The following is a 24,818-nucleotide window of genomic DNA, read 5'->3' as shown; positions in this document are numbered from 1 at the left end:
TCATCGCCTATTTGGTGGGGGTGGAAAAGTCCGCTTCTGACATCCAGGCGTCCAGCGCCGCAATCTGACCTGCATCCAGCCGCAGACCCAGTTTCGTGCGCCGCCAGACCACGTCCTCTGCGGTGCGGGCGTATTCGCGGGTCATCAGCCAGCGCACCTCTGCCCCGGTCAGGGTCGCGCCGAAATCGGGACCCAGGTCCTCTGCCGTTGTCGCATCCCCCAGAATATCGCGTGCCTCTGTTCCATAGGCGCGGATCAGACGGCCCGCCCAATAGGGTGTCAGGAATGCGAAATCCGCCTGCAATCCGGCAATCATGCTGGCCACGTCCTCGACCGGGAAATTGCCACCGGGCATGGCGACACCCGCCGACCATTTCGGCGCAAGATCGTCGAAAAACGGGGCCAGCTTGTCCAGCGCATCCTCGGCCAGTTTGCGGTAGGTCGTGATCTTGCCGCCAAAGATGTTCAGGATCGGCGCACCGCCATCCGCCTCGACCTTGAGCACGTAATCCCGCGTCGCGGCCGTCGCGGATTTCGCCCCGTCGTCATAGAGGGGCCGCACACCGGAATAGGTCCAGACGATGTCGTCGGTCGTGATGTCGTTCTTGAAATAGGCATTGGCGAAATCAACCAGATATTGCGCCTCTTCGGGGGTGCAGACGGGTTTTTCGTCGGGGTTTTCGTGGGCCGCGTCTGTCGTGCCGATCAGCGTGAAATCGGTCTCGTAGGGGATGGCGAAAATGATGCGCCCGTCCTCGCCCTGGAAAAAATACGCCTTGTCATGATCGAACAGGCGGCGGGTCACGATGTGACTACCCCGCACCAGACGCACGCCTTCGGTGCTGTCGACCTGCACGGTGTCGTGGATTATGTTCCCGACCCAGGGGCCGCCTGCGTTGACCAGCGCCCGCGCTGTCACGCTGCGCGCGCCATCCGGGCCATCCAGATCAATGGTCCAGTGATCGCCCGTCCGGTGGGCGGCCAGCACACGGGTGCGCGTCATGATATCCGCGCCCCGCGCCTGTGCGTCACGGGCGTTCAGCACGACCAGCCGGCTGTCCTCGATCCAGCAGTCGGAATACTCGTAGGCGACCTTGAACCGATCCTCCAGCGGGGCACCCTCTGGTCCGGTGGTCAGGTCCAGCGTTTTTGTCCCCGGCAGGATCGTGCGACCGCCAAGGTTGTCGTACAAGAACAGCCCCAACCGGATCAGCCACATCGGGCGACGGCCCTTCATCCAGGGCATCACGACATTGAGGATCCTGGACGTCGGTGTTTCGCCCTCGAACCGCATTTCGGGCGCGTAGGGCAGCACGAACCGCATCGGCCAGGAAATATGCGGCATCGCACGCAGCAGCGTTTCACGTTCCGCCAGCGCGTGACGCACCAGATTGATTTCGAAATATTCCAGATAGCGCAGACCGCCATGGAACAGCTTGGTCGATGCGCTGGACGTGGCAGAGGCCAGATCGTTCATTTCCGCCAACCCCGTGCGCAGCCCGCGCCCGGAAGCATCACGCGCAATGCCCGCACCGTTGATGCCGCCGCCGATAACAAAAATATCGTAGTCCATGATCCGTTCCTTCGCGTCTGCCCCTCACCTAAGGCATCGGCGGTGGAATGAAACCGTCAGGACAAAAGTTGCATCAAACGCCGTAGCGCTGCGGCGTATCCCTCAACCCCCAGCCCGGCAATCACCGCATCGGCGCGACCTGAGACATAGGAATGATGGCGGAACGCCTCGCGTTTGTGGATGTTCGAGATATGCACCTCGATCACGGCACCATCATAGGCGTTCAGTGCATCCAGGATCGCGACCGAGGTATGCGAATAGGCACCCGGATTGATGACGATGGCATCGGTGGTGCCGCGTGCCTCCTGGATCAGATCGACCAGCGCGCCTTCGTGGTTGGACTGTGCAAACCGCAGGTCTGCGGCATCACCCACCACCGCGCGACACTGGTCGGCCACGTCGTCCAGCGTCTCAGCCCCATATATTTCGGGCTGTCGCTGGCCCAACAGGTTCAGGTTCGGGCCGTTCAGGATCAGGATGGTTGGCATGGTGTTTCCTTGGGTCTTTGGCCGGACCATGCCCCAAATCGCGCCCCATGTAACGCAAAAGGCGCGCCAGACAGGCGCGCCGATGCAAAGTGTGGCCGCTGGATCAGCGGTAGTGCAGCGAATGACCGTTGTGGAAAATCTGCACCTTTTCGGGCTTGGCCGTCATCTTGACCGGTTTGCCGCGCAGATCGCCGTGAATGCCCGGCAGCTTGCCGATCAGCGCATCCTGATCGCCCTGCGGTTCGAAATACAACAGCGTCACCTCGCCCAGCGCTTCGGTGATGTTCACCTTGGCGTCGAAAATGAAATCGCCACCTTGCGCCTCGAACAGGTCCTCGGGCCGGACGCCCACGTTGACCTTCAGGCCCTTGTCGGCAGCCTGTGTCGGCACGGCCGCAACGGCGATGCCGCCGCCGTCCAGGTTCACCTTGGTCATCGCGCCGGTTTCCACGATCTCACCTGACAGCAGGTTCATCGCGGGCGACCCGATGAACTGCGCGACGAATTCGTTTTCCGGCCGCTCGTACAGTTCCAGCGGTGTGCCGACCTGTGCGATCCCCTTGTTGGCCAGCACCACGATCCGGCTGGCCAGCGTCATGGCCTCGACCTGATCGTGCGTCACGTAGATCATCGTGGAATCCGGCATCGATTCCTTGAGCTGCGCAATCTCGATCCGGGTGGCCACGCGCAGCGCCGCATCGAGGTTCGACAGGGGTTCGTCGAACAGATAGACCTTGGGGTCGCGCACGATGGACCGCCCGATGGCGACCCGCTGGCGCTGGCCACCCGACAAGGCCTTGGGCAGACGGTCGAGGTAGGGTTCAAGTTGCAGGATCTTGGCGGCCTTGGACACGGCGGCGTCGATCTCTTCCTTGGACTTTTTCGCCAGTTTCAGGGCAAAGGTCATGTTGTCGCGCACAGTCATGTGCGGATAAAGCGCGTAGGACTGGAATACCATCGCGATGCCACGCTGCGCGGGTGGCACGTCGTTCACCACCTGCCCGTCGATCTGCAATTCGCCGCCGGTGATCTTTTCCAGACCTGCGATCATCCGCAACAAGGTGGACTTGCCGCAGCCGGATGGTCCGACGAAAACGATCAACTCGCCCTTCTTGATATCAAGATTGATGTTTTTCAGAACGTCGACGGTTCCACCATAGGTCTTGGCGACGTCGGTCAGTTGAAGAGTAGCCATGACAGGTCTCCTTATTTCACGGAACCGGCCAACAGGCCGCGGACGAGGTAGCGTTGCAGGGTAAAGAACACCAAAAGCGGGATCGAGATCGACACGAACGCAGCGGCAGCAAGGATGCCCCAGTCACCGCCACGCGATCCCAGCAGGTCGTCGGCGATCTTGACGGTCATGACCTTGGCTTCTTCGGAACTGGGCAGGAACACCTTGGCGATCAGCAGGTCATTCCATGTCCACAGGAACTGGAAAATCGCGAATGCGGCCAGTGCGGGGAACGACAAGGGCAGGATGATCTTCATGAAGATCTGGAAATCGGTGCCACCATCCACACGCGCACTCTCGATGATGTCGCGCGGCAGGCCGATCATGTAGTTGCGCAGCAGATACACCGCCAACGGTTGACCAAAGGCAGAGTGGGCCAGCCAGATCCCCAGGAATGACTGCCCGATCCCCAGATTGTAATGCAGCTGCAACATCGGCACGAGTGCCAGCTGCAACGGCACCACCAGCAGGCCGATGATTGCCGCGATCAGAAAGGCACGACCGCGGAAATCCATCCAGGCCAGCGCATAGGCCGCAAAGGCCGCCATCAGGATCGGGATGATCGTGGTCGGGATGGTCACGGTCAGCGTGTTGATGAACGCCTGCCCCATGCCGCCCGCGTTCAACACCGTGCGATAGTTGTCGAGGGTAAAACTCGGCGGCGTGGACGCGACCACATAATAGCGCGGCCCCCTGTTTCCAGGGTCCTCGGGCACCGTGTAGATATAGTCGCCGTTGGGCTCGACGATCAGTGTTTCGCCATCGCCCAGATCAGCAATTTCGCCTGCGGGATATTCACCCGGCGCGCGGCCTGAATCACCAAAGGCCGCAATTTCGCCTTCACCGTTGGGAAATGCGGGCGCGATTTCGGGGTCCTGAAACACGTTGCCGGACAAAACGAACAACGCGCCGTCCTGCGTGATGGAATCAACGTCACCCCGCCCCCGGAACGTCTGTTCGGTGGAAAATGGCGCCAGCCACCAGCCCGACGATGAAATCGCATCGCGATCACGAAAGGACGACACGAACAGACCCACGGTCGGGATCAGCCAGATCAACACCAGCAGGAACACCGTGATGTTCACCGCGATGGTCAGACCGGATTTTTTACCTGCAATATTGTCCATGGTATCCCCCTCAGCGCATTTCGGCGCGTGCTTGCCGGATGTTCTGGATCATCACGGGCGTCACGATCAGCATGATGACGATGGCCACGGCCGTGGCGCGCCCGTCATCGCGGAACATGAATTGCATCATGTAGCTGGGCAGAATCTGCGTGTTAAAGTTGCCGCCCGTCATGGCGTAGACGATGTCGAACACCTTGAGCACCAGGATGGTCGTCGTCGTGAACACGACGATGATGGTGTTGGTGATCTGCGGCACCTGGATCTTGAAAAAGATCTGGAACGGGTTCGCGCCGTCGATGATCGCGGCCTCGATGGTTTCCTCGGGGATGCCACGCAGGGCGGCCGACAGGATCACCATGGCGAAACCGGTCTGCACCCAGATCAGGATGACCATCAGGAACAGGTTGTTCCAGAATGCGACCTGCAGAACGTCCATCGGGTCCAGCCCGAACATGTTCACGCGGATCGCGTTGATGATGCCCAGTTCGGGGTCGATGGCGTAGACGAATTTCCAGATCAGCGACGCGCCGACGAACGAAATCGCCATCGGCATGAAAATCAGCGACTTGGCGATATTGCCCCAGCGCAGCTTGTCGGTCAGCTGCGCGATCAGCAGTCCAAGAAAGGTCGAAACCGACGGCACGACCAGTGCCCACAGGACGTTGTTCCAGAACGCGGTGCGGAATTCGGACGACGCAAACATCGTGGTGTAGTTGCTAAAGGCGACGAATTCGTCACCGGACCGGTTGAACAGCGACCGGTAGAACGAACCGATCACCGGATAGACCAGATACAGGCTCAGCGCGATGATGGTGGGGGCCAGAAACAGCCATGGCCTGACCGTGTTCGCGCGGTTGATGTTCCGAGAAGCGTTCTTGCCCTTGGCTGGAAACAGCACCTTGTCCAGCAAGGCATTGGACGCGACGAAATAGAGAAAGATGCCCCCGACGCCGATGCCAATTGTAATCAGACCCTGAAAAACCGGGTTCATGCGCGTCCCCTCCCAAAGCGGCATTTCGCCGGATAACCGGCACAGATGCCGGGCCCCGATGCGGGACCCGGCAGTTTCAGATCAAGTGTTTACTTGATTTCGTTCCAACGGCTCTGGATCGCATCCGCGACCGACTGTGCATCCGCACCGGTGGTGTAATCCACCATGCCGGTCCAGAACGCATTGGTGCCGATCTCGCCCGGCATCAGGTCGGAACCGTCGAAACGGAACGACGTGGCCGTGGTCAGGATCTCACCCAGTGCGCGCTGCACGTCAGAGGTATAGATGTCCAGGTTCGCATCGACGTGGGGCGACAGGAACTGGCCCTGCGTCATCATCAGCTCATGCGCGATCGGCGTGCCCAGGAATTCCATGAACGCCGTGGTGATCGGACGATCATTGGTCACGGACGCCAGACCACCGGACCCCAGAACCGGGCGACCCAGATCGGAATTCGCCTCGAACGGCGGGAAGTAGAAGAACTCTACGTCCGTACCGGCCTCGACACCCTCTGGGAAGAAGATCGGAATGAACGATGCCTGCTTGTGCATGTAGCACTTGGGCGGCAGGTCGAACAGGCCGTCGGGGCTGTCGCGGAAGTCGGTCGTGGCTGCGGCCTCGGGGCCACCGTCTGCAAAACCTTCGGTCAGGGCATACATGCCGTACTGCTCGATGGCGTTGACGACGATCGGGTCGTTGAACGGCAGGTCGTTGCTGACCCAGCGGTCATAATCCTCGAGCGACGCAGTGCGCAGCATCATGTCCTCGACCCAGTCGGTCGCGGGCCAGCCGGTGGCTGCACCGGAACCCAGACCGATGCACCAGGGGGTGCCACCGTCTTCGACGATCTGCTGGCTCAGCGCCATCAGCTCTTCCTGGGTTTCAGGAATGTCGTAACCGGCTTCTTCGAACTGCTCGGGCACGTACCAGACCAGCGATTTGACGTCCGTACCAAAGAACAGGCCGAACACGTCCTCGTTGCCATCGGCACCCGGGAAGGTCGCCAGCTGCTTCCAGCTTTCGCCGGCCGCATAGTTGTCGACCATGAAATTGGTCATGCCTTCGGCGACGGGGACCAGCGCGCCCTGTGCCGCCAGGTCCTTGGCCAGACCGGGCTGCGGGAACAGTGCCACGTCAGGCAGACCACCGGCTTGCGACGCGATCACGATGTCCTGCTCAAAGGATTCCGAACCGGAATATTCGACGGTCGCACCGGTCGCCTGCTCGAAGTAGGCATACAGGTTGCGGTAACGCTGTGCGTCGTCGCCCGTGGTGGCGCCAGTCACGTTCAGCGTTTCACCCGTGAAATCGTAGTTTGCTGCGAATTCCTCCAGCGCGGCCCAAGCGAAATCGCCTTCGCCCTGCGGAACGATCAAGTCCTGCGCAAAGGCAGAGCCCGCAACGGTGATCAGCGCGATAGCGCTAACGCCGGTGATTGTACGTGTCATTGATATCCTCCCAGATAACAGTTTGTCTTTTCCGAAACGTTTCGGATTTAGGGCAAATTCTACGAATGCCGTCAATCTAAAACTGACTGAACCGAACCGCCTTCCCTAAACCCTAACGGTAATATGCATTCCATCAACCCATCATTTTGTGCAGCAATCATGTTTTGCAACGTCCGCGCGACGCTGACCCAGGCATCCGACAAAGGTGAAATCGTGCCACCCAGGGGCGGATCAAATGTATCGGTGCCGAACAGGTCCAACCCGTCGTCATGGGTGATCACGGACAATTCCCCCGGGATCGCGACATTGCATTCAGCCGCCGCGGCATAGACCCCGCGCGCCAGCATGGTGTTGCCCGCGATGATGGCCGTCGGTGGCTGCGTTTGCGACAACAGGTCCCGCGTTGCGCGATACCCCTCGGGCGCGATCATCGGCATGCCGATCACCTGTGCCGCTGCACAATCAAGCCCTCTGTCGGCATAGGCCTGCCGCAATCCACGCACTCGTTCCTGCGAGAAAAACGTGTGATCCCCTGCGGTCAGGAACGCGATTCGCCTGTGTCCGCGCGCCAGCAGATGATCCGCCAGCCGGTAGCCCACGCCATGATTGTCGATGTCCACATGCACATGTCGCTGGTCGGGATCACGCCCATGCACCACGAATGCCGCCCCCAGCCGTCGCAGGGCCTTGATACGGGGATCATGGCGCAGCGGGCTGATGACGATGAACCCGTCGATGCCACCTGCCAGAAACAAATCCTCGTGCAGCTGCGCGGTGTCCTCGTCGGGCTGCGCCACATGCAGCACAAATCGCAAACCGATTCGCGAAAATTCGGCCGACAACCCCATCACGATTTCCAGCAAATGGGCGCTGACCTCGGGGCTGCGCGTGCCGGACACCACCATCGCGACGATCCCCGACCGCCCCGTCTTGAGCCCGCGTGCCACGGCATTGGGCCGATACCCCAGCCGGTCCGCCGCCGCGCGCACGCGCTGTTTCGTCTGCGGGTTCACATCCGTGTGATCACCCAGGGCGCGACTGACCTGTGTCACTGACAGCCCGAGATCCCGTGAAATGTCTTTGAGCGTTACCATGCCGCATCATCCCCACCCCGCCCCACAGTTGCAAGCGGCGCGATCAGTCGCAGGGAATGCCCCTTGCCCGACCAGTGATGAGAACGTATCAGGAACACATGGCTATGACACTTGATCAGAAACTGGCGATTCTCTCTGACGCGGCGCGTTATGACGCGTCTTGTGCATCGTCGGGCACGACCCGCCGCGACAGCCGCGACGGCAAGGGGCTGGGCAGCACCGAAGGGTCCGGCATCTGTCACGCCTACGCCCCGGACGGCCGCTGCATCAGCCTGCTGAAAATCCTGATGACCAACTTTTGCATCTACGATTGCGCCTATTGCGTGAACCGCGTGTCGTCCAACGTCCCGCGCGCGCGGTTCTCGGTGGACGAGGTGGTTCAGCTTACCCTCGAATTCTACCGTCGCAACTATATCGAGGGTCTGTTTTTGTCGTCCGGCGTGGTGCGCAACCCCGACGACACCATGGGCGAGATGGTCCGCATCGCACAACGCCTGCGCGAGGTCGAAAACTTTCGCGGCTATATCCACCTGAAAACCATTCCCGACGCCGACCCCAAACTGATCGAGGAGGCGGGCCGCCACGCCGACCGCCTGTCGATCAACGTCGAATTGCCGACCGACCGCGCCGTGCAGGCCTTTGCCCCCGAAAAGAACCCGGTGACGATTCGCGCGGCGATGGGCGGGGTGCGCCAGCACCGCGACGCCGCCAAGGACCGCAGCCACACCGGCAAACGCGCGCCGAAATTCGCCCCCGCCGGGCAAAGCACGCAGATGATCGTGGGCGCGGACGGAGCCACGGATTCGACGATCCTGACGCGCTCGACTGGCCTTTATTCAGACTACAAGCTGCGGCGCGTCTATTATTCGGCCTTTTCGCCGATCCCCGACGCCACGGCCAAACTGCCCCTGATCAAACCGCCCCTGATGCGCGAACACCGCCTCTATCAGGCAGACTGGCTCATGCGGTTCTACGGTTTTGACGTCAACGAGATCACCTCGACAGCCAAGGACGGCAACCTGGACCTCGAAGTTGACCCCAAACTGGCCTGGGCCCTGCGCAACCGCGACCATTTCCCGCTGGATGTGAACACGGCCCCGCGCGAAATGCTGCTGCGCGTCCCCGGTTTCGGCACCAAAACCGTGCACCGCATCCTGACCACGCGCCGTCACCGGAGCTTGCGCTATGATGACCTTCTGCGCCTCGGTGCGTCACTGAAAAAGGCGCAGGCCTTTATCACCTGCGCCGATTGGACACCGGGCGGATTGACCGACAGTGACACGCTGCGTGCACGTTTTGCGCCGCCGCCGGAACAGCTGTCACTCTTCTGATGCTGACGATTTCATTGCCCCGCATCGGCACCTGGGACGCCTGGCGCGACGCGGCGCGCGCCTGCCTGGCCGCCCGCATCCCCCCGCAGGATATCCTATGGGATTTCGCCGGGGCCGAGGCTGAACTCTTTGCAACCGACCTGCCCGCGCCGACCGTGCGCGGCACCGTCAAGGTGCCTGCCGACTTCGTCGAAATGGCAAAATGGGTTGTCTGGCACACTGATCCGCAACGCTTTGCCCGGCTCTACGCCATGCTCTGGCGGCTACGCCTCGACAAGGGGCTGATGACCGACCGCGCCGACGCAGAGCTTGCCAAGCTTCGCCAGATGGAAAAGGCCGTACACCGCTGCAAACACAAGATGCGCGCCTTTGTCCGGTTTCGCGACCTGCGCACGGGCGGTCCGCGCCGCAGCTTTGCCGCATGGTTCGAACCCACACACCATACGCTCGAACCCAACGCGCCCTTCTTTGCCCGCCGTTTTGCCGACATGGACTGGATGATCGTGACCCCCGACGTCACCGCCAACTTTAAGGACGGCAAACTCACCTTCCATCCGGGCCAGGAAAAACCCGACCTGCCCGATGACGCGGCCGAGGAACTGTGGGGCACCTATTTCAAGAATATCTTCAACCCCGCCCGGTTGAAGGTCAAAGCCATGACCTCCGAAATGCCGCGCAAATACTGGAAAAACATGCCAGAGGCGCAGCACATCCCCGACATGATCGCCAATGCCGAAGCCCGCGTACGCGAAATGGCCGATGCGGCGCCGACCCTCGCCCCCGCCCGCGTCGCCCGCATCCGCGAACAACTGAACGAAACACCGCAGCCCGCATCCTGGAACCTGCTGGAGGCGGGCCTTCAGACCTGCACGCGCTGCCCGCTGCATGGCCCCGCAACCCAGGTTGTGCCCGGCACCGGCCCGCGCGACGCTGCATTGATGATCGTCGGTGAACAGCCCGGCGACGCCGAGGACAGCATAGGCAAGCCCTTCGTCGGCCCGGCAGGTCAGCTCTTTGACCGGATCGCCGCCGAATCAGGCATAGACCGCGACGCGGCCTTCGTGACCAACGCGGTCAAACACTTCAAATTCAAACAAGGTGCCAAGCGCCGCATCCATCAGAACCCCAACGGTGCAGAGGTGCAGCACTGCAAATTCTGGCTCGACACGGAACGCGCATTGATCAAGCCGAAACTCATCCTCGCACTGGGTGCGACCGCGCTCGCCAGCCTGACAGGCGACGGCGGCGGCCTGCTGAAACGACGCGGACAGATCGAGGTGACCCCGGAGGGCACGCCGGTTTTTGTCACCGTCCACCCATCCTACCTGCTCCGCCTACCGGACCATGAAAGTGTGACGGCACAAGCAACCTTTGCACAGGACCTGCGCGCAGCTGCAAACCACCTCGCGGCCCTGACTTCTTCTGGTTAGAAATATCCCAGGGGCGTGGGGGCAGCGCCCCCACCCGATTTTTCGCGAAAAATCGGCCCCGTCAGGATTTTCGCGAAAATCCTGACATCGCCGACATCAGGTGTTGAACAGGAAATGCAGCACGTCGCCGTCCTTGACGACATAGGACTTGCCTTCTGCACGCATCTTGCCTGCTTCCTTGGCGGGCTGTTCCCCCCCAAGGGCCACGAAATCGTCATAGGCGATGGTCTCGGCCCGAATGAAGCCGCGCTCGAAATCGCCATGGATGACGCCCGCCGCCTTGGGCGCAGAAGTGCCTTCCGGAATCGTCCAGGCGCGCGCCTCCTTGGGACCGACCGTAAAATAGGTCTGAAGATGCAGCAACGCGTAGCCCGCCCGGATCAACCGGTCCAGACCCGCCTCGTCCAGCCCCATCTCGGACAGGAACATCTCGGCTTCCTCGGCCTCCAGCTGGCTGATCTCTTCCTCGATCCGGGCCGAGATCACAACGTGGCTGTTGCCCTGCGCCGCCGCCATTTCGGCCACACGCGCGGACTGGCTGTTGCCGGCACCCGCACTGTCTTCCTCGACGTTGCAGACATAGAGGACGGGTTTCGTCGTCAGCAATTGCAGCATCCGCCACGCCTTGGCATCATCAGCGTCAACCGCGACCACCCGTGCGGGCCGTCCGTCTTCCAGCACTTCCTGCGCGGCCTTCAGCAGGCGCTCTTGCTGAACCGCCTCCTTGTCGCCACCGCGCACCTTGCGCACAAGGCCCGCCAGACGCTTTTCGATGCTCTCCAAGTCTGCCAGCATCAGTTCGGTCTCGATCACGGCCGCATCCTCGACCGGATCGACCCGTCCCTCGACGTGGGTGATGTCGTCATCCTCGAAACACCGCAGCACATGCGCAATGGCATCGCATTCACGGATATTGGCCAGGAACTGGTTCCCCAGCCCCTCGCCCTTGGATGCGCCCTTCACCAGTCCAGCGATATCGACAAAGGTCATGCGCGTCGGGATGATCTGCTTGGACCCTGCGATCCGGGCCAGCGTGTCCAGCCGCGCGTCAGGCACCGCCACATCACCGACGTTCGGCTCGATCGTGCAAAACGGGAAATTCGCGGCCTGCGCGGCCGCCGTGCGCGTCAGCGCGTTGAACAGGGTCGATTTACCGACGTTCGGCAGACCGACAATTCCCATCTTAAAGCCCATGACGCATCTCCTGTGACCGTGCACCCGCGCGTCTAGTCGTCCCCGGTGGCAGACTCAAGAGGTCAGGCCGCGCGATTGCGTCCCTCGTAGATCAGCAACCAGGCCAGGATGATGAACATCGGGTGCGTCAGGCCGCCCGAAAACAGCAGTGCCGGGATCCAGATGAAAAACACGATGATCCCGATGAATGGCCGACCGGCCAGCAGGATCGAAAGAGGCGGGAGCAACAAGGCGAGCAAATAATTCATGGATCACACATAGGCCCCTTCCGCGTCATTTCACCCCCTGCCCCATTGCAAACCGCGCCCCGCGCTGGCAGTAATCCGCGACCCCGCTACAGGAGCCTGCCACATGTCCCGGATCGACGCCAAATTCGCCCAGCTCCGCGCTCAGAACCGCAAGGCCTTCGTCGCCTATGTCATGGCCGGTGACCCGACCTTCGAAACCTCTCTCGAAATCGTGCAGGGCCTGCCGGCTGCCGGCGTCGACATCATCGAACTGGGGTTGCCGTTCACCGACCCGATGGCCGACGGCACCACGATCCAGCTGGCGGGTCAGCGCGCATTGGCCCAGCACATGACCTTGGACAAGACGCTGGAAATCGCCCGCACCCTGCGGCAGACCGATGACACCACCCCGATCGTGATGATGGGCTATTACAACCCGATCTATTCGCGCGGCGTGGATACATTTCTCGCCCAGGCCCGTGAGGCGGGGATCGACGGTCTCATCATCGTCGATCTGCCTCCAGAGGAGGACGACGAACTCTGCATTCCCGCGCAAAAGGCCGGACTGAATTTCATCCGGCTCGCCACGCCCACGACAGATGACAAACGCCTGCCAAAGGTGCTGACAAACACCTCCGGTTTCGTCTACTACGTGTCGGTCACCGGCATCACCGGCACCGCCGAGGCCCAATCCGCCGATGTCGCCCCCGAGGTCGCGCGCATCAAATCGCACACCGACCTGCCCGTGATCGTGGGCTTTGGCATCAAGACGCCCGAGGCCGCGGAATCCATCGCCAGCATCGCCGACGGTGCTGTCGTAGGCTCTGCCATCGTTGAAAAAATCGGTGCCGGAGAAAGCGTGGCCGACGTGCTCGCCTTCGTCAAATCGCTGGCCGACGGCTGTCACCGCGGCTGATCCGCATCATCTTGCCAAAAATACTCCGGGGGAGGCGTAGCCGGGGGCAGCGCCCCCACCGCTAACGTCCCAGCTTGGCCGCACGTTTCAGCAGCATGTCCCGTTTGACCCGGCCCAGCCGGTCGAAATACATCCGCCCCGCCAGGTGGTCGATCTGGTGCTGCACGCTCGTGGCCCAGAGGCTGACGAAATCGCGCTCTTCCACCGCGCCATCCGCGTTCAGAAACCGCACCGTCACCGCTCGCGGGCGTTTGACCACGGCACTTACACCCGGCAGGCAGGGCGAAGCCTCCTCGTGGTCCCGCAGCTCCACGCTCGCGTGCAGGATCTCGGGGTTGGCCATGCGCACGGCCTGCCCCCGCGCTGTGCTGGCGTCCACGACCGCCAGCCGCAGCGGGATACCCAGCTGCACGGCGGCCAGTCCAACGCCGGGCATCGCCTCCATCACGGCGATCATGTCGTCCCAGATGCTGCGAATGTCATCGGTGATGTCAGGCACATCGGCCGCGGGGGTCCGCAGCGCCTTATGCGGCCAGCGCACAACCGTCCGGGTCACGCCTGCACCGCGTAATCGGTGATCAGGATGCCGTCCAGATGATCGCGTTCGTGCTGCACGATGACCGCCTCCACACCCTTGAACGTGTCTGTCTGTTCCACACCGTCCAGCCCTTGCCAGCGCAACGTCACCCAGGCCGGGCGCGACACTGACACCAGCTGATCGGGGATCGACAGACAGCTTTCGCTGATCGCGGCCATGTCGCGGGATCGATCCACGATCTGCGGGTTCACGAACACCATCGGACGCGGCTCTGCATCTTTCCAGGTGGCATCCATGACGAACACTCGCGACAGCACACCGACCTGCGGTGCGGCCAGCCCGCGCCCCGGCGCATCGTACATCGCCGCGAACATCGCATCGGTCAGCGCCCGCAGGCCATCATCAAAATCCGCAACCGGCGCACAAACCACCCGCAGACCCGGATGCGGGGCCTGCAAGATCGGCATCATGCCCGCGCCCGTTCGCGTTTCAGCTTCTGCATCTTGCGCGTGATCATCTGGCGTTTCATCGACCCCAGGTAGTCGATGAACAGCTTGCCATCCAGATGGTCGATCTCGTGCTGCACACAGGTGGCCCACAGGCCGCCGAACCGTTCGGACTGCGTGGCACCGTCCAGGTCCATCCATGTGACCTCGACCTCTGCCGGGCGTTCAACATCGGCGTATTGCTCGGGGATCGACAGACAGCCTTCCTCATAGCTGCTCGTCTCCTCGCTTGCCCATGTCACGCGCGGGTTGATCAGGACCATGGGGCGTGGGTCCTCGCCCTCTTCCTTGACGCAATCCATGGTGATGATGCGCTGCATCACACCGACCTGCGGCGCTGCAAGGCCGATACCGGGCGCGTCATACATGGTTTCCAGCATGTCGGCGGCCAGTGTACGCAAGGCGTCGTCGACCGCGGTCACGGGATCGGCCACCTTTTTCAGGCGCGGGTCGGGATGGATCAGAATGGGGCGTATTGTCATGCGCCCCAATTAGGCCGGGCCTGCGGCTTTTGCAACATCGCCCCCCGCCTGTGCATCCGCTGACCTGCACCATTTTCGCCTTGCACCCGGCGCGCCCTACCCCGAACCTGTCACCACCACAGCAAGAGGCAGTCCCATGCATTTCGACACACCGATCAACCGCCGCAACACCCACTGCGCCAAGTGGGACGCGATGGAGGACATCTACGGCGTCTCGCGTGAGGACGGGATCGCGATGTGGGTCGCCGACATGGAATTTCAGGCCCCCGACTGCATCCGCAAGGCTGTCACCGACATGGTCGATCATGGGGTGTTCGGCTATTTCGGGGATGAAACCGACTACCGCGCCGCGATCTGCTGGTGGATGGCGGAACGCCACGGCTGGACCGTCGATCCTGCGCATATCTTTACCACCCACGGCCTGGTGAACGGCACGGCCATGTGCCTTGACGCATTTACGAAACCGGGGGACGGCGTGGTGCTGATGACGCCTGTCTACCACGCCTTCGCCCGCGTGATAAACGCATCCGGGCGCCGTGTCGTGGAATGCGAGCTGGCCAATATCGACGGCCGCTACGAGATGGATTTCGACAGCTGGGACGCCCAGATGGACGGGTCCGAACGGATGCTGATCCTCTGCTCGCCGCACAATCCCGGCGGCCGCGTCTGGACCCGCGCCGAACTGCAGGCGGTCGCCGCATTCGCCAAGCGGCACGAACTGATCCTGCTGTCGGACGAAATCCACCACGACCTGACGTTCCCGGGGCAAACCCATATCCCGATGACGCAGATCGACGGGATCGCCGACCGGCTGGTGATGATGACCTCCGCGACCAAGACCTTCAACATCGCGGGCAGCCACGGCGGCAACGTCATCATTGCCGATCCCGACCTGCGCGCACGATTTGCCGCGCGCATGGCAGCACTTGGCATGTCGCCCAACAGTTTCGGATTGTTCATGACCACCGCCGCCTATTCGCCCGAGGGTGCGGCATGGGTCGATGCGCTCCGCCTCTATCTCGACGAAAACCGCCGGATTTTCGATGCAGGCGTCAACACGATCCCCGGTGTGCACAGCATGCAGCTGGAATCGACCTACCTCGCCTGGGTCGATTTTTCGGGGACAGGCATGTCCGCTGCCGATTTCACGTCACGCGTTCAGAACGACGCACAGATCGCGGCAAATCACGGACCCACCTTCGGCAAGGGTGGCGGTCAGTTCCTGCGCTTCAACATCGGCGCCCCCCGCGCCCAGATCGAGGACGCGGTCAGCCGCCTGCAAAAGGCCTTTGCCGACCTTCAATAGTGCGGCAGATCATGCGCGCGTCAGCAGACCCGCCGGCGCGCGCAACTCGCTTTCGAAATCCAGCGCCGCGGTCTGGCGAACCGGATGCAGCCATTTGAACCGGAAATGGCATTCGCCGTCGGTCACATCCGCGCCAAGGATCAGCGCCTGATACAGATGCCGCGCACCATCGTAGATATCGACGCGGCCGCGCAGTTTGTCACAGGCACCGGCATCCAGCGCCATGCCATCCTGCCAGAACCGCAGGATGCGATAGACATCATCACCGTCGTGCACACACAGCCGTTCCCCGCGGTCCAATGACACGCGGCGGGCCTCCTGCAAACCTTTGCGGATCGCGTCTGGTAGGATGTCGTTCATGGCGCACTCCCTTGCTTGCAAGACAAGATTATGCGCTGCCGGTAAATTTCAAGTGACAAAAGCCGCCGCAATGCGGCACTGCACCTGCGGCACGATCACCCCGTCTTGCGCGCCTTAGGCCGCAGGACATGGGGTTTGGCCGCATCATAAAGCGCCGAGTCCGGAAACCCGTGTTGCGCGCCCAACACAGGGCCGACCATGATCAGGGCCGTGCGCGTGATCTTGGCCGCGCGGACCTGTGCGTGAATATCCGACAGCGTGCCGCGCAGAATCAGCTGATCGGGCCAGGACGCGCGGTAAACGACCGCCACCGGACAATCGGCACCGTAATGCGGGGTCAGCACCCGTTCGATGTCGCGCAATGCCCTGATACCAAGGTGGATCGCCAGCGTGGTCCCGGTCCGGGCAAAGTTCTCCAGGGTCTCGCCAGCGGGCATGCCGGTCGACTTCATGCTCATGCGGGTCAGAACGATGGATTGGCCGACCTCCGGCACGGTCAGTTCCGTTCCCATCGCCGCCGCTGCGGCCGCATAGGCCGGCACGCCCGGCACGATGGCATAATCGATCCCATCCGCCTTCAACCGCCGGATCTGTTCCGCAATAGCACCATAAAGCGACGGATCACCCGAATGCACCCGTGCTACGTCCGCGCCGCGCGCGTGGGCCGCGACGATCTCCGCATGGGTCTCTTCCAGCGTCATCGGTGCGGTATCCAGGACCCGCGCGCCCTCCGGCGCAATCGCCACGACTTCCTCGGGCACCAGCGAACCCGCGTATAGACACACCGGGCAAGCCCCGATCAATCGCGCAGCCTTCAACGTCAGCAATTCAGGATCGCCCGGCCCCGCCCCGATGAAATAAACCGTCATGCCGCACACCCCTGTATCATCTTGCCCAAAATACTCCCGCCGGAGGCCCGGATTTTCTGCGAAAATCCGGTCACGCCAGATCACCGTCGATCTTGCGCGCATAGCCGCGCGGCGTGTACATCCGCGGCCCCTCACCCAGTTGCGCCAGCCGCGAATTGCTCGACCCGACCAGCACGACGGTCAGCATGTCCACCTCGTCGACCTCCAGCGCGTCCAGCCGCCGGTAGCGCAGATGCTCCTCGGGTCGGCCCAATGAGGTCGCCAGCATCACCGGCGTATCCGCCGGACGGTGCTGCAACAGGATGTACCGCGCCTCGGCCAGCAGGGTCCGCCGCGTCCGCGACACCGGATTGTAGAACGCAATGACGAAATCGCCCGTCGCCGCCGCGCGCAGGCGCCGCAGGATATCGTCACGCGGCGTCAGTAGGTCCGACAGGGAGATCGCGCAGAAATCATGCCCCAATGGCGCACCCGCACGCGCCGCAGCACCCTGCAACGCCGACACCCCGGGCGAGGATATGACCTCCACCCGCCGCGCCGCATCCGACACGCCCATCTGGTCCGGCCCCCGGTCCAGCAGTTCGAACACCAGCGCACCCATCGCATAGATGCCCGCATCGCCCGAACAGACCAGCGCCACGTTCTTGCCCTTGGCCGCCTGCTCCAGCGCATAGCGGCACCGGTCCTCTTCACCGCCCAGCGGGAAATCCGACCGCGCCTTGCCGACGGCCAGCGGCCCCAGCAAGTCGATATACAACCCGTATCCCACCAGTTCTTCGGCCTCTGCCACCAGCCGCGAGACCTCTGGTGTGCGCCATGACGCCTGCCCGGGTCCGATCCCGACGATGGACAAGCGCCCCCGCGCGGCCCCCTGCAAGGCGACCAGCGGCACATCCGCCTGCGCCACCGCACAGGTCGCCATCGCCGTCTTGCGCTTTTCCACGACCAGCGCACCTGCCTCGCCGACCTGTGCCAGCGCCGCAGCCTCGCTGACGCCGTGGGTGCCGACCTCGGCAAAAACCACGTCAGACGGATTGGCCAGGCGCGGGGTCTGCGCCTCCAGCGCATCGGCGCCGAACAACCGCAGCGGCACGCCCAGTTCCTGCGCAAGCGCGAGGATCGCAGGCTCGTCCGCCTTCAACCCGATCGTGTTGACACAGGCCACCGCCTCTGGCGCGATCCCGGCGTCTGCCAGAACACCACGGACCAGATCCCCCAGTTCCGCCACCGCACAATCGCGCGCGCAGCCCACGCCCAGCGCAAACCGCTGCGGGGCAAAATGCAGATGATGACCGCCAAGGTCTGATGCAGGGGCTGTCCCGCAGGTGATCGTCACGCCGTCACCCACCGGCAAATCGGCAAGCCAGGTCGCCGTTGCCGCATCCGGCCCCTTGATCCGCGCTCCACCACCCGACAGCAACGCCGCCATCGCGTCCTTGGCATCAGCTGGATTGACCAGACGCCACCCTGCAGGCGGCGCATCCAGTGCCACGCCCGATGCCACATCACCCGCCGTTGTGACCGCCGACACGGCCCCCAAAGCCTCTGCAATCCGCGCAGCCAGCCGGTTCGCCCCGCGATGACCACCCAGCAACGGCACGACAACCGCACCATCATCGCTGACCGACACCACGGGTGGCTCTGCGGTCTTGTCTGCCAACAAGGGTGCGACCGCCCGGATCAGGATGCCGCTTGCACAGACACCGACCACCGGCACGCCGGCTGCGAACAGATCTCGCGCGTGATCCAGCGCATTGTCGAAAAATGCATCCGCCACATCAACGCGGTCCACACGCCCATGCACCTGCGCGCCCAGGACGGCCGCCACCCGGTGCGCCACGGCCTCACCAGAGCGCGACAGCGCCAAAACAACCGGTTCTATAGCCACGGATCGGCTCCTTTGGTCAGCAAGATCATCGAAAAATACGGGGCCGTTTCCGGTGCCTCCGCCAGCGGGCAAACAACCTCTTGGGGCAGTGACGCGCGTTCCACATAGACCGCCGCGTCCAGCAACCCCAATCCGGCAATCACGTCGCGGATCTTGGCCAGATGCCGCCCGACCTTCATGATCGCGACACTTTCCGCACCCGCTATCCTGTCGCGCAATTCAGCCTCGGGCAGCGGACCGGGCAGCACTGTCAGACGCTCGTTGCGTGCCACCAGAGGTCGCCCCGCGCGCGCAGCACAGGCCGCGACGGATGTCACACCCGGCACCACCTCACACCGGAACCGACCCGACAACCGCGCGAACAGATACATGAAGGACCCGTAGAAAAACGGATCCCCCTCACACAGACACACCACATCATCCCCGGCCTCCAGCGCCGCCGCAATCCGTGCGGCCCCCGCGTCATAGGCCGCCTGCGCGGGGGCACGCTCCACGCTCATCGGCACGTCCATGACAATCTCGACCGCATCTGGTGCAATCAGGTCCGCCGCAATCGACCGCGCGAAACTCTGGCCGCCCGCCAGTGTCGGATAGGCCACAACCCGCGCGCCACCGATCAACCGTGCCGCACGCAGGGTGATCAGATCCGGTGCCCCCGGCCCCAGCCCGACACCATAAAGGACGCCACTCACGCGACGCCCCCCGTATCATCTTGCCGGAAATACTCCCGCCGGAGGCACCCGCCCCCACACCACAGCCCGATCATCGCTTTACCAAGCTCCATTGTGTCACGGGCATCGCGGGTCGCCATCCGGTCAGCCGCCCCACGGGCTCCGCCCGGCAAACCGACAGCCGCACCAGATCGCCACCGTGCCGCGCGTGCAGCGCCATCAAGACCGCCTCTGATTCCAGTGTCACAGCATTGGCGACCAGACGCCCCAGCGGCCGCAGCGCAGCCCAGGCCGCGGCAAAGACCTCCTCGGACAAACCGCCACCGATGAAAATCGCATCAGGCGGGGCTAGTCCGTCCAATGCAGCAGGTGCGGTGCCTTCGATCAATTCCAACCGGGGTGCGCCCAGGGCAAGGGCGTTTGCCCCTGCCATCGCGCGCCGGTCGTCACGCGGTTCGATCCCGATGGCGCGGGCGTAGCGGGCCGCGCGCATCCATTCGATCGCGACCGATCCCGACCCGCAGCCGATATCCCACAGCAGCGCACCGCGCATCGGCATCAGCTTGGCCAGCGTCGCGGCACGTACCTCTTGCTTCGTCATCGTGCCGTCGGATTGGAACAGTGTATCGTCCAGCCCCGGCACCCGCGGCAAGAGGGCCGCGTCGGGGGCAGCGATACATTCCACGGCCAGCGTGTTGAACGCCGGGACCACATGATCCCAATGCGCGGCGAGACCGTCGAAGCGTGCCTCGTCCTTGCCACCCATGGCCGCCAGCACGGTCATCCGCGACTGCCCGAAGCCGCGCGCCGTCAGAAATTCTGCAATCTGCGCTGGCGTCTCGGCGCCAGTTGTCAGGATCAGCAGCCGCGCGTCAGGCTGGATGAACGCCACCATCTGGCTTACGGGCCGCCCGTGTACCGTCAGGGTTTCGACGTCAGCCAGGCTCCACCCCATGCGGGCCGCGGCCAGCTGAAAGGCCGACAGCTGCGGATGATAGACAATCTCGGACGGGTCGATCGCACGCCCGATCCGTGCGCCCACCGAAAACCACAGCGGATCACCGGTCACCAGCACAACCGCCCGCCGTCCGCGCAGCCCCCGGATCGTGTCGATCATCGCATCGAACGGGGACGGCCAGCCCAGTCGCTCGGCGGTGATCCCTTCAGACAGCGCGTGGTGACGCTCTCCGCCCAGGATCACCTCTGCGGCCTCGACGACCGCGCGGGTCGCGGGCACCAGCCCATCCAGGCCGTCCTCGCCGATCCCCACGATATGCAGCCAGGGCGTGTTCATCGGGGGCCCCGGATTTTCTGCGAAAATCCGGTCCAAATTTTCGCAGAAAATTTGGCGTCGCTCATGTCGCATCCTCCGGTAATCCGGCGGCCAGGGCATTCACCGCGGCTGATGCCATCGCAGATCCACCCCGTCGCCCACGCAGCGCGATATAGGGGCACCCCCTGGGATTGGCCGCCAGCTCTGCCTTTGATTCCGCGGCCCCGACGAACCCGACAGGGAACCCGAGGATCACAGCAGGTTTCGGCCCGCCTGCATCGATCCGCTCCAGCAGATGAAACAGCGCCGTGGGCGCATTGCCAATGGCGACCACAGCGCCCGCCAGATCCGCATCCCACAGATCAACGGCCGCCGCCGAGCGGGTATTGCAGATCTCTTGTGCCAGCGCAGGCACGCGGTCGTCGTTCAATGTCACGATCACGCGGTTGTTGGCCGGCAGATAACGGCGAATAATGCCCGCGCCGACCATCTCGCAGTCGCACAGGATCGGAGCGCCCGCCGCCAGCGCCGCGGCACCCGCCTCAGCCGCACCGGCTGAGAACACCAGCCTGTCCGCGATCTCGACCATGCCGCAGGCATGGATCAGCCGCGTCATTACCGGTCGCATGCCGGGCGGAAACCGATCCAGACGTGCCTCGGCCCGCACGGTGGCAAAGCTTTGCGCGTAGATCGCCTTGGGGTCTTTTTCGTAGGGTCTCACGGGCAGACGCCTTTGCGGGAACGAGAGGGCGGACCCTCCGGGGGGAGTATTTTCGGCAAGATGATGCGCGGATCAGGATTTACGGGTCTTGCGCGCGCTTTCGGGGCCGTGGGGATGATGGGCATGCGGATAGACCGGATGGGCGTGATCGTGGTCGTGATGGTGATGATGCCCGTGCCCGTGCTTGTGGTCGTGATCGTGGCTGTGGTCATGCTGCGCCTCGAGCCTGCACAGGCCGGTGCAGAACGTGTCGCACAGGCTGCAATCGGCGACGTTTGATCCGGGTGCGGATGCGCCCTGTCCCTCGACGTGGTGGTGGTGGCTTTCCTGGACGGCACCGACCTCGCTCTCGAAGCCAAGCACCTGTGTGCGGTACTTGCACAGCACGCAAAGCGCAGGCGGCACGTCGCCAAAGGCCGGATGGGTGCGGTCGGCCGCACTGATACGGCGGGTCTCACCCTTGGCCATGGCCAACACCTGGTTGCGGTAGCCGCAGACGCCGCAATTGGGCGGCGGATTTGCACCTGCCTGTTCCCTGATGCGTTCCGCAAAGGTTTCGAGGACCTTGGGATGATCGCCCAGATAACCCGCCTTGACGAATTGCACATCCGGGTTTTCGGCGGCAACGCGGTCGGTAAATCCGTAAATCCGGTCGATCAGAATGCCCGAGAACAGGAAATACGGGAATACGATGACCCGTTTATAGGGCAGCCGCACCACGTGTTGCAGGCAGGGTTCCACCAGCGGGAAGGTCACGCCGGAATAGCCGACCTCGTGCCAGCCAAAGCCCATGCCCTCGGCCAGCATCCGGGCGATTTTCGCCACATTGCCATTGGCATCGGGGTCGGATGCGCCGCGACCGATCACCACCAGGCAGGTATCGTGCAGCGACAGCGCACCATGTTTGGCATTGGCGCGATCCACCGCCTCCTGAACGCGCCCTGCCGCGGCGGCGATCATCTTGGGGTCGACGCCCAATTCGCGACCGTAGTTCACCGTCACACCGTGCTGGGCCGCATAGGTATTCAGCACCGTCGGAATATCGTTTTTCGCATGCATCGCGGCGAACAGCATGCCCGGCACGGCCAGAATGCGATCACAGCCGGCCGCACGCAGACGGTCCAGACCGTCGCGGATCACGGGGTTCGCAAATTCCAGATAGCCATAGTCGCACAGCCAGTCATCAGGCAGATAGGCCGGCAGTTTTTGCGCCAGTGTCGCGAATTCATCCACCGCCGACTGACTGCGCGAGCCATGCCCGCAGATCATCACACCGGTTTTCATGCGGGCTGTTCCTCGGACTTGGGGGTGGATTTCTTTGCACGGGTCTTGCGCCCCTTGAGCGCGCCCAGAAGGGCGGCCAGACCGGCCGCACCCAGCGCGATCCCCGCAACCCAGTGATTATGCCCCGCCGCATCCACGATATGTCCGGGATGTGCGGCAGCCGTGCCGCCGGTAAGGATCAGTGTCGCGGTCAAAAGGCGCATGGCGGTCTCCGGGCGTGTGTCATGGACCAGAGCTTTTGCATGACGATGCAGCGTCACAGTCCCCGTCAGGGTCGACCGCTTGCCACCAACCGCTCTGGCCCCGTTTGGGGCTTCGTCGGGACTGCGTATAGGGTGCCGCGCGCGGCGCTGCAATGCGTGGTCCGACATCTTGCGTCACTCTGCGACAGGCTGACCGGGTCAACCACTGCCGCAATCCGTGCACAGGCCCTGCGCGTGCGGCAGGGTTTGGCCATCAGGCAGACTGCCCTAGGTGTAACCCCAACAGACAAGGGAGAGACATCATGGGCCTGCTGGTCGACGGAAAATGGCAAGACAAATGGTACGACACGTCAGAGACGGGCGGCAAGTTCGAGCGCAAGGAATCCACATTCCGCAACTGGGTGACCGCCGATGGCAGCGCGGGCCCGACCGGCAAGGCCGGGTTCAAGGCGGAAAGCGGACGCTATCATCTCTATGTGTCCTATGCCTGCCCTTGGGCGCACCGCGCCCTGGTGTTTCGCCTGCTGAAATCGCTCGAGGCGCATATCGACGTATCGGTGGTGCACCCGCATATGCTGGGTGAGGGCTGGACGCTGGATGACAGCTATCCCGGGGCGACCGGGGATGCGCTGTTCGGCCTGGATTACATGCGCGAGGTCTATTTGCGCGACACCCCCGACATGACCGGCCGCGTGACCGTGCCGGTGTTGTGGGACAAGGCGCAAGGCGTGATCGTCAGCAACGAATCGTCGGAAATCATCCGGATGTTCAACAGCGCCTTTGACGGGATCACCGGCAATACCGACGACTACTGGCCAGCCGATCTGCGCGACGCCATCGCCCCCGTGAACGACCGCATCTACGACACGGTCAACAACGGTGTGTACAAGTCCGGCTTTGCCACGACGCAATCTGCGTATGACGATGCGATTACTCCCCTGTTCGACAGCCTTGACTGGCTCGAGGATCGGCTGTCGCAGCAGCGCTACCTGATGGGCGCGCGCATCACCGAGGCCGACTGGCGGCTGTGGACGACGCTTGTGCGGTTCGACAACGTCTATGCGACGCATTTCAAATGCAACAGGCGCAGGATCGTCGATTACCCCAACCTCTGGGCCTACACCCGCGAATTGTACCAGTGGGATACGCCGGACGGACCCGTGTCCGACACGGTCAACATGGATCATATCACGCAGCATTATTATTACAGTCACGACACGATCAATCCGCACCGGATCGTGCCGATCAATCCTTGGCCGGACTTTGCGGCACCGCATCAGCGGGGCTGACACCGCTTCCGTAATGCCGGACGATCTGGGCCAGGTCGTCCGGCGGAGTTGTTGACTGGACCATCATCCGGGCATTGCCGCTAAAGGCAAAGATCGACCCATCCGAAAAGAACCGGCCACTGGTGACGAACACGACATTGGCACGTGGATGGCGCAACGACGCGACATCCGCGACCGCCAGCGCCGACCCGTTGTCCTGTTCGAGGTTGATCACGATGACGTCGAAACCGCCCGCCTCCAGTGCGGTGACGGCCGCGGGGGCTGTGGCTGTCAGCACGACATCGATGTCCAGATGTTCCAGATGACGCGCCCACAGCCGCCCCAGATCGGCATCCGGTTCGACAATCAACGCCCGCGTGTTCCGTCCCGCATGTC

At 63.1% G+C, this 24,818-nt stretch carries 26 protein-coding genes; 5 read left to right on the top strand and 21 right to left on the bottom strand.

Annotation, left to right across the window (positions count from 1 at the left end; genetic code table 11):
• Positions 1 to 7: 7 nt before the first annotated feature.
• The 7 genes from glpD to AN189_RS06940 all read right to left on the bottom strand — a co-directional run bounded on the left by glpD (position 8) and on the right by AN189_RS06940 (position 7,955).
• Positions 8 to 1,573 (bottom strand): glycerol-3-phosphate dehydrogenase, encoded by a 1,566-nt coding sequence (glpD, locus tag AN189_RS06970; protein ID WP_056033095.1) that lies wholly within the window; start codon positions 1,571 to 1,573, stop codon positions 8 to 10.
• Positions 1,574 to 1,629: 56 nt separating this feature from the next.
• Positions 1,630 to 2,061 (bottom strand): type II 3-dehydroquinate dehydratase, encoded by a 432-nt coding sequence (aroQ, locus tag AN189_RS06965; protein WP_056033092.1) that lies wholly within the window; start codon positions 2,059 to 2,061, stop codon positions 1,630 to 1,632.
• 103 nt (positions 2,062 to 2,164) lie between these two features.
• Positions 2,165 to 3,256 (bottom strand): ABC transporter ATP-binding protein, encoded by a 1,092-nt coding sequence (locus AN189_RS06960; RefSeq protein WP_056033089.1) that lies wholly within the window; start codon positions 3,254 to 3,256, stop codon positions 2,165 to 2,167.
• A gap of 11 nt (positions 3,257 to 3,267) precedes the next feature.
• Entirely contained in the window at positions 3,268 to 4,422 is a 1,155-nt protein-coding gene (locus AN189_RS06955; protein WP_056033086.1) for a carbohydrate ABC transporter permease, read from the bottom strand.
• A 10-nt stretch (positions 4,423 to 4,432) separates the two neighbouring features.
• Positions 4,433 to 5,413, bottom strand: coding sequence for a carbohydrate ABC transporter permease (locus AN189_RS06950; RefSeq protein ID WP_056033310.1), 981 nt, complete (start codon positions 5,411 to 5,413; stop codon positions 4,433 to 4,435).
• Between the two features lie 89 nt (positions 5,414 to 5,502).
• Positions 5,503 to 6,861, bottom strand: coding sequence for an ABC transporter substrate-binding protein (locus tag AN189_RS06945; protein ID WP_056033083.1), 1,359 nt, complete (start codon positions 6,859 to 6,861; stop codon positions 5,503 to 5,505).
• A gap of 71 nt (positions 6,862 to 6,932) precedes the next feature.
• Positions 6,933 to 7,955, bottom strand: a complete 1,023-nt coding sequence (locus tag AN189_RS06940; RefSeq protein ID WP_083484287.1) for a LacI family DNA-binding transcriptional regulator — start codon at positions 7,953 to 7,955, stop codon at positions 6,933 to 6,935.
• 98 nt (positions 7,956 to 8,053) lie between these two features.
• On the opposite strand from AN189_RS06940, the gene AN189_RS06935 reads away from it, so the two are divergent.
• Positions 8,054 to 9,286, top strand: coding sequence for a putative DNA modification/repair radical SAM protein (locus tag AN189_RS06935; protein ID WP_056033079.1), 1,233 nt, complete (start codon positions 8,054 to 8,056; stop codon positions 9,284 to 9,286).
• Positions 9,286 to 10,716 (top strand): UdgX family uracil-DNA binding protein, encoded by a 1,431-nt coding sequence (locus AN189_RS06930; RefSeq protein WP_056033076.1) that lies wholly within the window; start codon positions 9,286 to 9,288, stop codon positions 10,714 to 10,716. The genes AN189_RS06935 and AN189_RS06930 overlap by 1 nt, the downstream gene beginning before the upstream one ends.
• 96 nt (positions 10,717 to 10,812) lie before the next feature.
• On the opposite strand, the gene ychF is transcribed toward AN189_RS06930, so the two are convergent.
• On the bottom strand, positions 10,813 to 11,910 hold the full coding sequence (gene ychF / locus AN189_RS06925) for a redox-regulated ATPase YchF (protein ID WP_056033073.1): 1,098 nt from the start codon (positions 11,908 to 11,910) through the stop codon (positions 10,813 to 10,815).
• Positions 11,911 to 11,972: 62 nt separating this feature from the next.
• Complete coding sequence (locus AN189_RS06920) at positions 11,973 to 12,158, bottom strand: hypothetical protein (protein ID WP_056033070.1); 186 nt, start codon at positions 12,156 to 12,158, stop codon at positions 11,973 to 11,975.
• Positions 12,159 to 12,261: 103 nt separating this feature from the next.
• On the opposite strand from AN189_RS06920, the gene trpA reads away from it, so the two are divergent.
• Complete coding sequence (trpA, locus tag AN189_RS06915) at positions 12,262 to 13,053, top strand: tryptophan synthase subunit alpha (RefSeq protein ID WP_056033067.1); 792 nt, start codon at positions 12,262 to 12,264, stop codon at positions 13,051 to 13,053.
• 61 nt (positions 13,054 to 13,114) lie between these two features.
• Here the strand turns inward: trpA and def (AN189_RS06910) are convergent, their stop codons facing one another.
• The 3 genes from def (AN189_RS06910) to def (AN189_RS06900) are packed head-to-tail and all read right to left on the bottom strand — an operon-like array spanning position 13,115 to position 14,579.
• Positions 13,115 to 13,609 carry a peptide deformylase gene (gene def / locus AN189_RS06910; protein WP_056033064.1) on the bottom strand — a complete coding sequence of 165 codons (495 nt, stop codon included), beginning with the start codon at positions 13,607 to 13,609 and terminating at the stop codon, positions 13,115 to 13,117.
• Positions 13,606 to 14,061, bottom strand: coding sequence for a peptide deformylase (def, locus tag AN189_RS06905; protein ID WP_056033061.1), 456 nt, complete (start codon positions 14,059 to 14,061; stop codon positions 13,606 to 13,608). Before def (AN189_RS06905) ends, def (AN189_RS06910) begins: the two co-directional genes overlap by 4 nt.
• Entirely contained in the window at positions 14,058 to 14,579 is a 522-nt protein-coding gene (gene def / locus AN189_RS06900; RefSeq protein ID WP_056033059.1) for a peptide deformylase, read from the bottom strand. Before def (AN189_RS06900) ends, def (AN189_RS06905) begins: the two co-directional genes overlap by 4 nt.
• Positions 14,580 to 14,715: 136 nt before the next feature.
• On the opposite strand from def (AN189_RS06900), the gene AN189_RS06895 reads away from it, so the two are divergent.
• Entirely contained in the window at positions 14,716 to 15,885 is a 1,170-nt protein-coding gene (locus AN189_RS06895; protein WP_056033055.1) for a MalY/PatB family protein, read from the top strand.
• Between the two features lie 9 nt (positions 15,886 to 15,894).
• Here AN189_RS06895 and AN189_RS06890 read toward each other — a convergent pair whose 3' ends face one another.
• From AN189_RS06890 to AN189_RS06855, 8 genes are all read right to left on the bottom strand, one after another.
• Complete coding sequence (locus tag AN189_RS06890; RefSeq protein ID WP_056033052.1) at positions 15,895 to 16,245, bottom strand: hypothetical protein; 351 nt, start codon at positions 16,243 to 16,245, stop codon at positions 15,895 to 15,897.
• A 95-nt stretch (positions 16,246 to 16,340) separates the two neighbouring features.
• Positions 16,341 to 17,114 carry a precorrin-4 C(11)-methyltransferase gene (cobM, locus tag AN189_RS06885; protein WP_056033049.1) on the bottom strand — a complete coding sequence of 258 codons (774 nt, stop codon included), beginning with the start codon at positions 17,112 to 17,114 and terminating at the stop codon, positions 16,341 to 16,343.
• A 70-nt stretch (positions 17,115 to 17,184) separates the two neighbouring features.
• Positions 17,185 to 19,002, bottom strand: coding sequence for a precorrin-3B C(17)-methyltransferase (cobJ, locus tag AN189_RS06880; RefSeq protein WP_056033047.1), 1,818 nt, complete (start codon positions 19,000 to 19,002; stop codon positions 17,185 to 17,187).
• Positions 18,993 to 19,694 (bottom strand): precorrin-2 C(20)-methyltransferase, encoded by a 702-nt coding sequence (cobI, locus tag AN189_RS06875; RefSeq protein WP_056033043.1) that lies wholly within the window; start codon positions 19,692 to 19,694, stop codon positions 18,993 to 18,995. Before cobI ends, cobJ begins: the two co-directional genes overlap by 10 nt.
• 70 nt (positions 19,695 to 19,764) lie before the next feature.
• Entirely contained in the window at positions 19,765 to 20,967 is a 1,203-nt protein-coding gene (locus tag AN189_RS06870) for a bifunctional cobalt-precorrin-7 (C(5))-methyltransferase/cobalt-precorrin-6B (C(15))-methyltransferase (RefSeq protein WP_056033040.1), read from the bottom strand.
• A 61-nt stretch (positions 20,968 to 21,028) separates the two neighbouring features.
• A complete protein-coding gene (locus AN189_RS06865; RefSeq protein WP_172794872.1) occupies positions 21,029 to 21,667 on the bottom strand; it encodes a precorrin-8X methylmutase in 639 nt (212 codons plus the stop codon).
• A 72-nt stretch (positions 21,668 to 21,739) separates the two neighbouring features.
• Entirely contained in the window at positions 21,740 to 22,951 is a 1,212-nt protein-coding gene (locus AN189_RS06860; protein ID WP_056033034.1) for a sirohydrochlorin chelatase, read from the bottom strand.
• On the bottom strand, positions 22,948 to 23,154 hold the full coding sequence (locus tag AN189_RS06855) for a DUF6732 family protein (RefSeq protein WP_056033031.1): 207 nt from the start codon (positions 23,152 to 23,154) through the stop codon (positions 22,948 to 22,950). The genes AN189_RS06860 and AN189_RS06855 overlap by 4 nt, the downstream gene beginning before the upstream one ends.
• Before the next feature lie 302 nt (positions 23,155 to 23,456).
• Between AN189_RS06855 and AN189_RS06850 the strand changes: the two genes are divergently transcribed.
• Entirely contained in the window at positions 23,457 to 24,443 is a 987-nt protein-coding gene (locus AN189_RS06850; RefSeq protein ID WP_056033028.1) for a glutathione S-transferase family protein, read from the top strand.
• Here the strand turns inward: AN189_RS06850 and AN189_RS06845 are convergent.
• Positions 24,400 to 24,792, bottom strand: coding sequence for a hypothetical protein (locus AN189_RS06845; protein WP_253279569.1), 393 nt, complete (start codon positions 24,790 to 24,792; stop codon positions 24,400 to 24,402). The genes AN189_RS06850 and AN189_RS06845 overlap by 44 nt on opposite strands.
• Between the last annotated feature and the right edge of the window lie 26 nt (positions 24,793 to 24,818).

Source organism: Loktanella sp. 3ANDIMAR09, assembly GCF_001420005.1.
GTDB lineage: Bacteria > Pseudomonadota > Alphaproteobacteria > Rhodobacterales > Rhodobacteraceae > Loktanella.
This window is presented reverse-complemented; position numbering and strand designations above follow the sequence as displayed.

What these genes read in the sequence shown, in the direction of transcription:
- cobM (WP_056033049.1), bottom strand. Translation starts at nt 17,114, where the DNA reads ATGACGGTTTATTTCATCGGGGCGGGGCCGGGCGATCCTGAATTGCTG.
- AN189_RS06935 (WP_056033079.1), top strand. Translation starts at nt 8,054, where the DNA reads ATGGCTATGACACTTGATCAGAAACTGGCGATTCTCTCTGACGCGGCG.
- AN189_RS06890 (WP_056033052.1), bottom strand. Translation starts at nt 16,245, where the DNA reads ATGAACGACATCCTACCAGACGCGATCCGCAAAGGTTTGCAGGAGGCC.
- AN189_RS06870 (WP_056033040.1), bottom strand. Translation starts at nt 20,967, where the DNA reads ATGAACACGCCCTGGCTGCATATCGTGGGGATCGGCGAGGACGGCCTG.
- AN189_RS06855 (WP_056033031.1), bottom strand. Translation starts at nt 23,154, where the DNA reads ATGCGCCTTTTGACCGCGACACTGATCCTTACCGGCGGCACGGCTGCC.
- AN189_RS06945 (WP_056033083.1), bottom strand. Translation starts at nt 6,861, where the DNA reads ATGACACGTACAATCACCGGCGTTAGCGCTATCGCGCTGATCACCGTT.
- trpA (WP_056033067.1), top strand. Translation starts at nt 12,262, where the DNA reads ATGTCCCGGATCGACGCCAAATTCGCCCAGCTCCGCGCTCAGAACCGC.
- AN189_RS06930 (WP_056033076.1), top strand. Translation starts at nt 9,286, where the DNA reads ATGCTGACGATTTCATTGCCCCGCATCGGCACCTGGGACGCCTGGCGC.
- AN189_RS06895 (WP_056033055.1), top strand. Translation starts at nt 14,716, where the DNA reads ATGCATTTCGACACACCGATCAACCGCCGCAACACCCACTGCGCCAAG.
- def (WP_056033059.1), bottom strand. Translation starts at nt 14,579, where the DNA reads ATGACAATACGCCCCATTCTGATCCATCCCGACCCGCGCCTGAAAAAG.
- AN189_RS06920 (WP_056033070.1), bottom strand. Translation starts at nt 12,158, where the DNA reads ATGAATTATTTGCTCGCCTTGTTGCTCCCGCCTCTTTCGATCCTGCTG.
- AN189_RS06940 (WP_083484287.1), bottom strand. Translation starts at nt 7,955, where the DNA reads ATGGTAACGCTCAAAGACATTTCACGGGATCTCGGGCTGTCAGTGACA.
- AN189_RS06860 (WP_056033034.1), bottom strand. Translation starts at nt 22,951, where the DNA reads ATGAAAACCGGTGTGATGATCTGCGGGCATGGCTCGCGCAGTCAGTCG.
- glpD (WP_056033095.1), bottom strand. Translation starts at nt 1,573, where the DNA reads ATGGACTACGATATTTTTGTTATCGGCGGCGGCATCAACGGTGCGGGC.
- AN189_RS06955 (WP_056033086.1), bottom strand. Translation starts at nt 4,422, where the DNA reads ATGGACAATATTGCAGGTAAAAAATCCGGTCTGACCATCGCGGTGAAC.
- ychF (WP_056033073.1), bottom strand. Translation starts at nt 11,910, where the DNA reads ATGGGCTTTAAGATGGGAATTGTCGGTCTGCCGAACGTCGGTAAATCG.
- AN189_RS06960 (WP_056033089.1), bottom strand. Translation starts at nt 3,256, where the DNA reads ATGGCTACTCTTCAACTGACCGACGTCGCCAAGACCTATGGTGGAACC.
- AN189_RS06850 (WP_056033028.1), top strand. Translation starts at nt 23,457, where the DNA reads ATGGGCCTGCTGGTCGACGGAAAATGGCAAGACAAATGGTACGACACG.
- def (WP_056033061.1), bottom strand. Translation starts at nt 14,061, where the DNA reads ATGATGCCGATCTTGCAGGCCCCGCATCCGGGTCTGCGGGTGGTTTGT.
- aroQ (WP_056033092.1), bottom strand. Translation starts at nt 2,061, where the DNA reads ATGCCAACCATCCTGATCCTGAACGGCCCGAACCTGAACCTGTTGGGC.
- AN189_RS06950 (WP_056033310.1), bottom strand. Translation starts at nt 5,413, where the DNA reads ATGAACCCGGTTTTTCAGGGTCTGATTACAATTGGCATCGGCGTCGGG.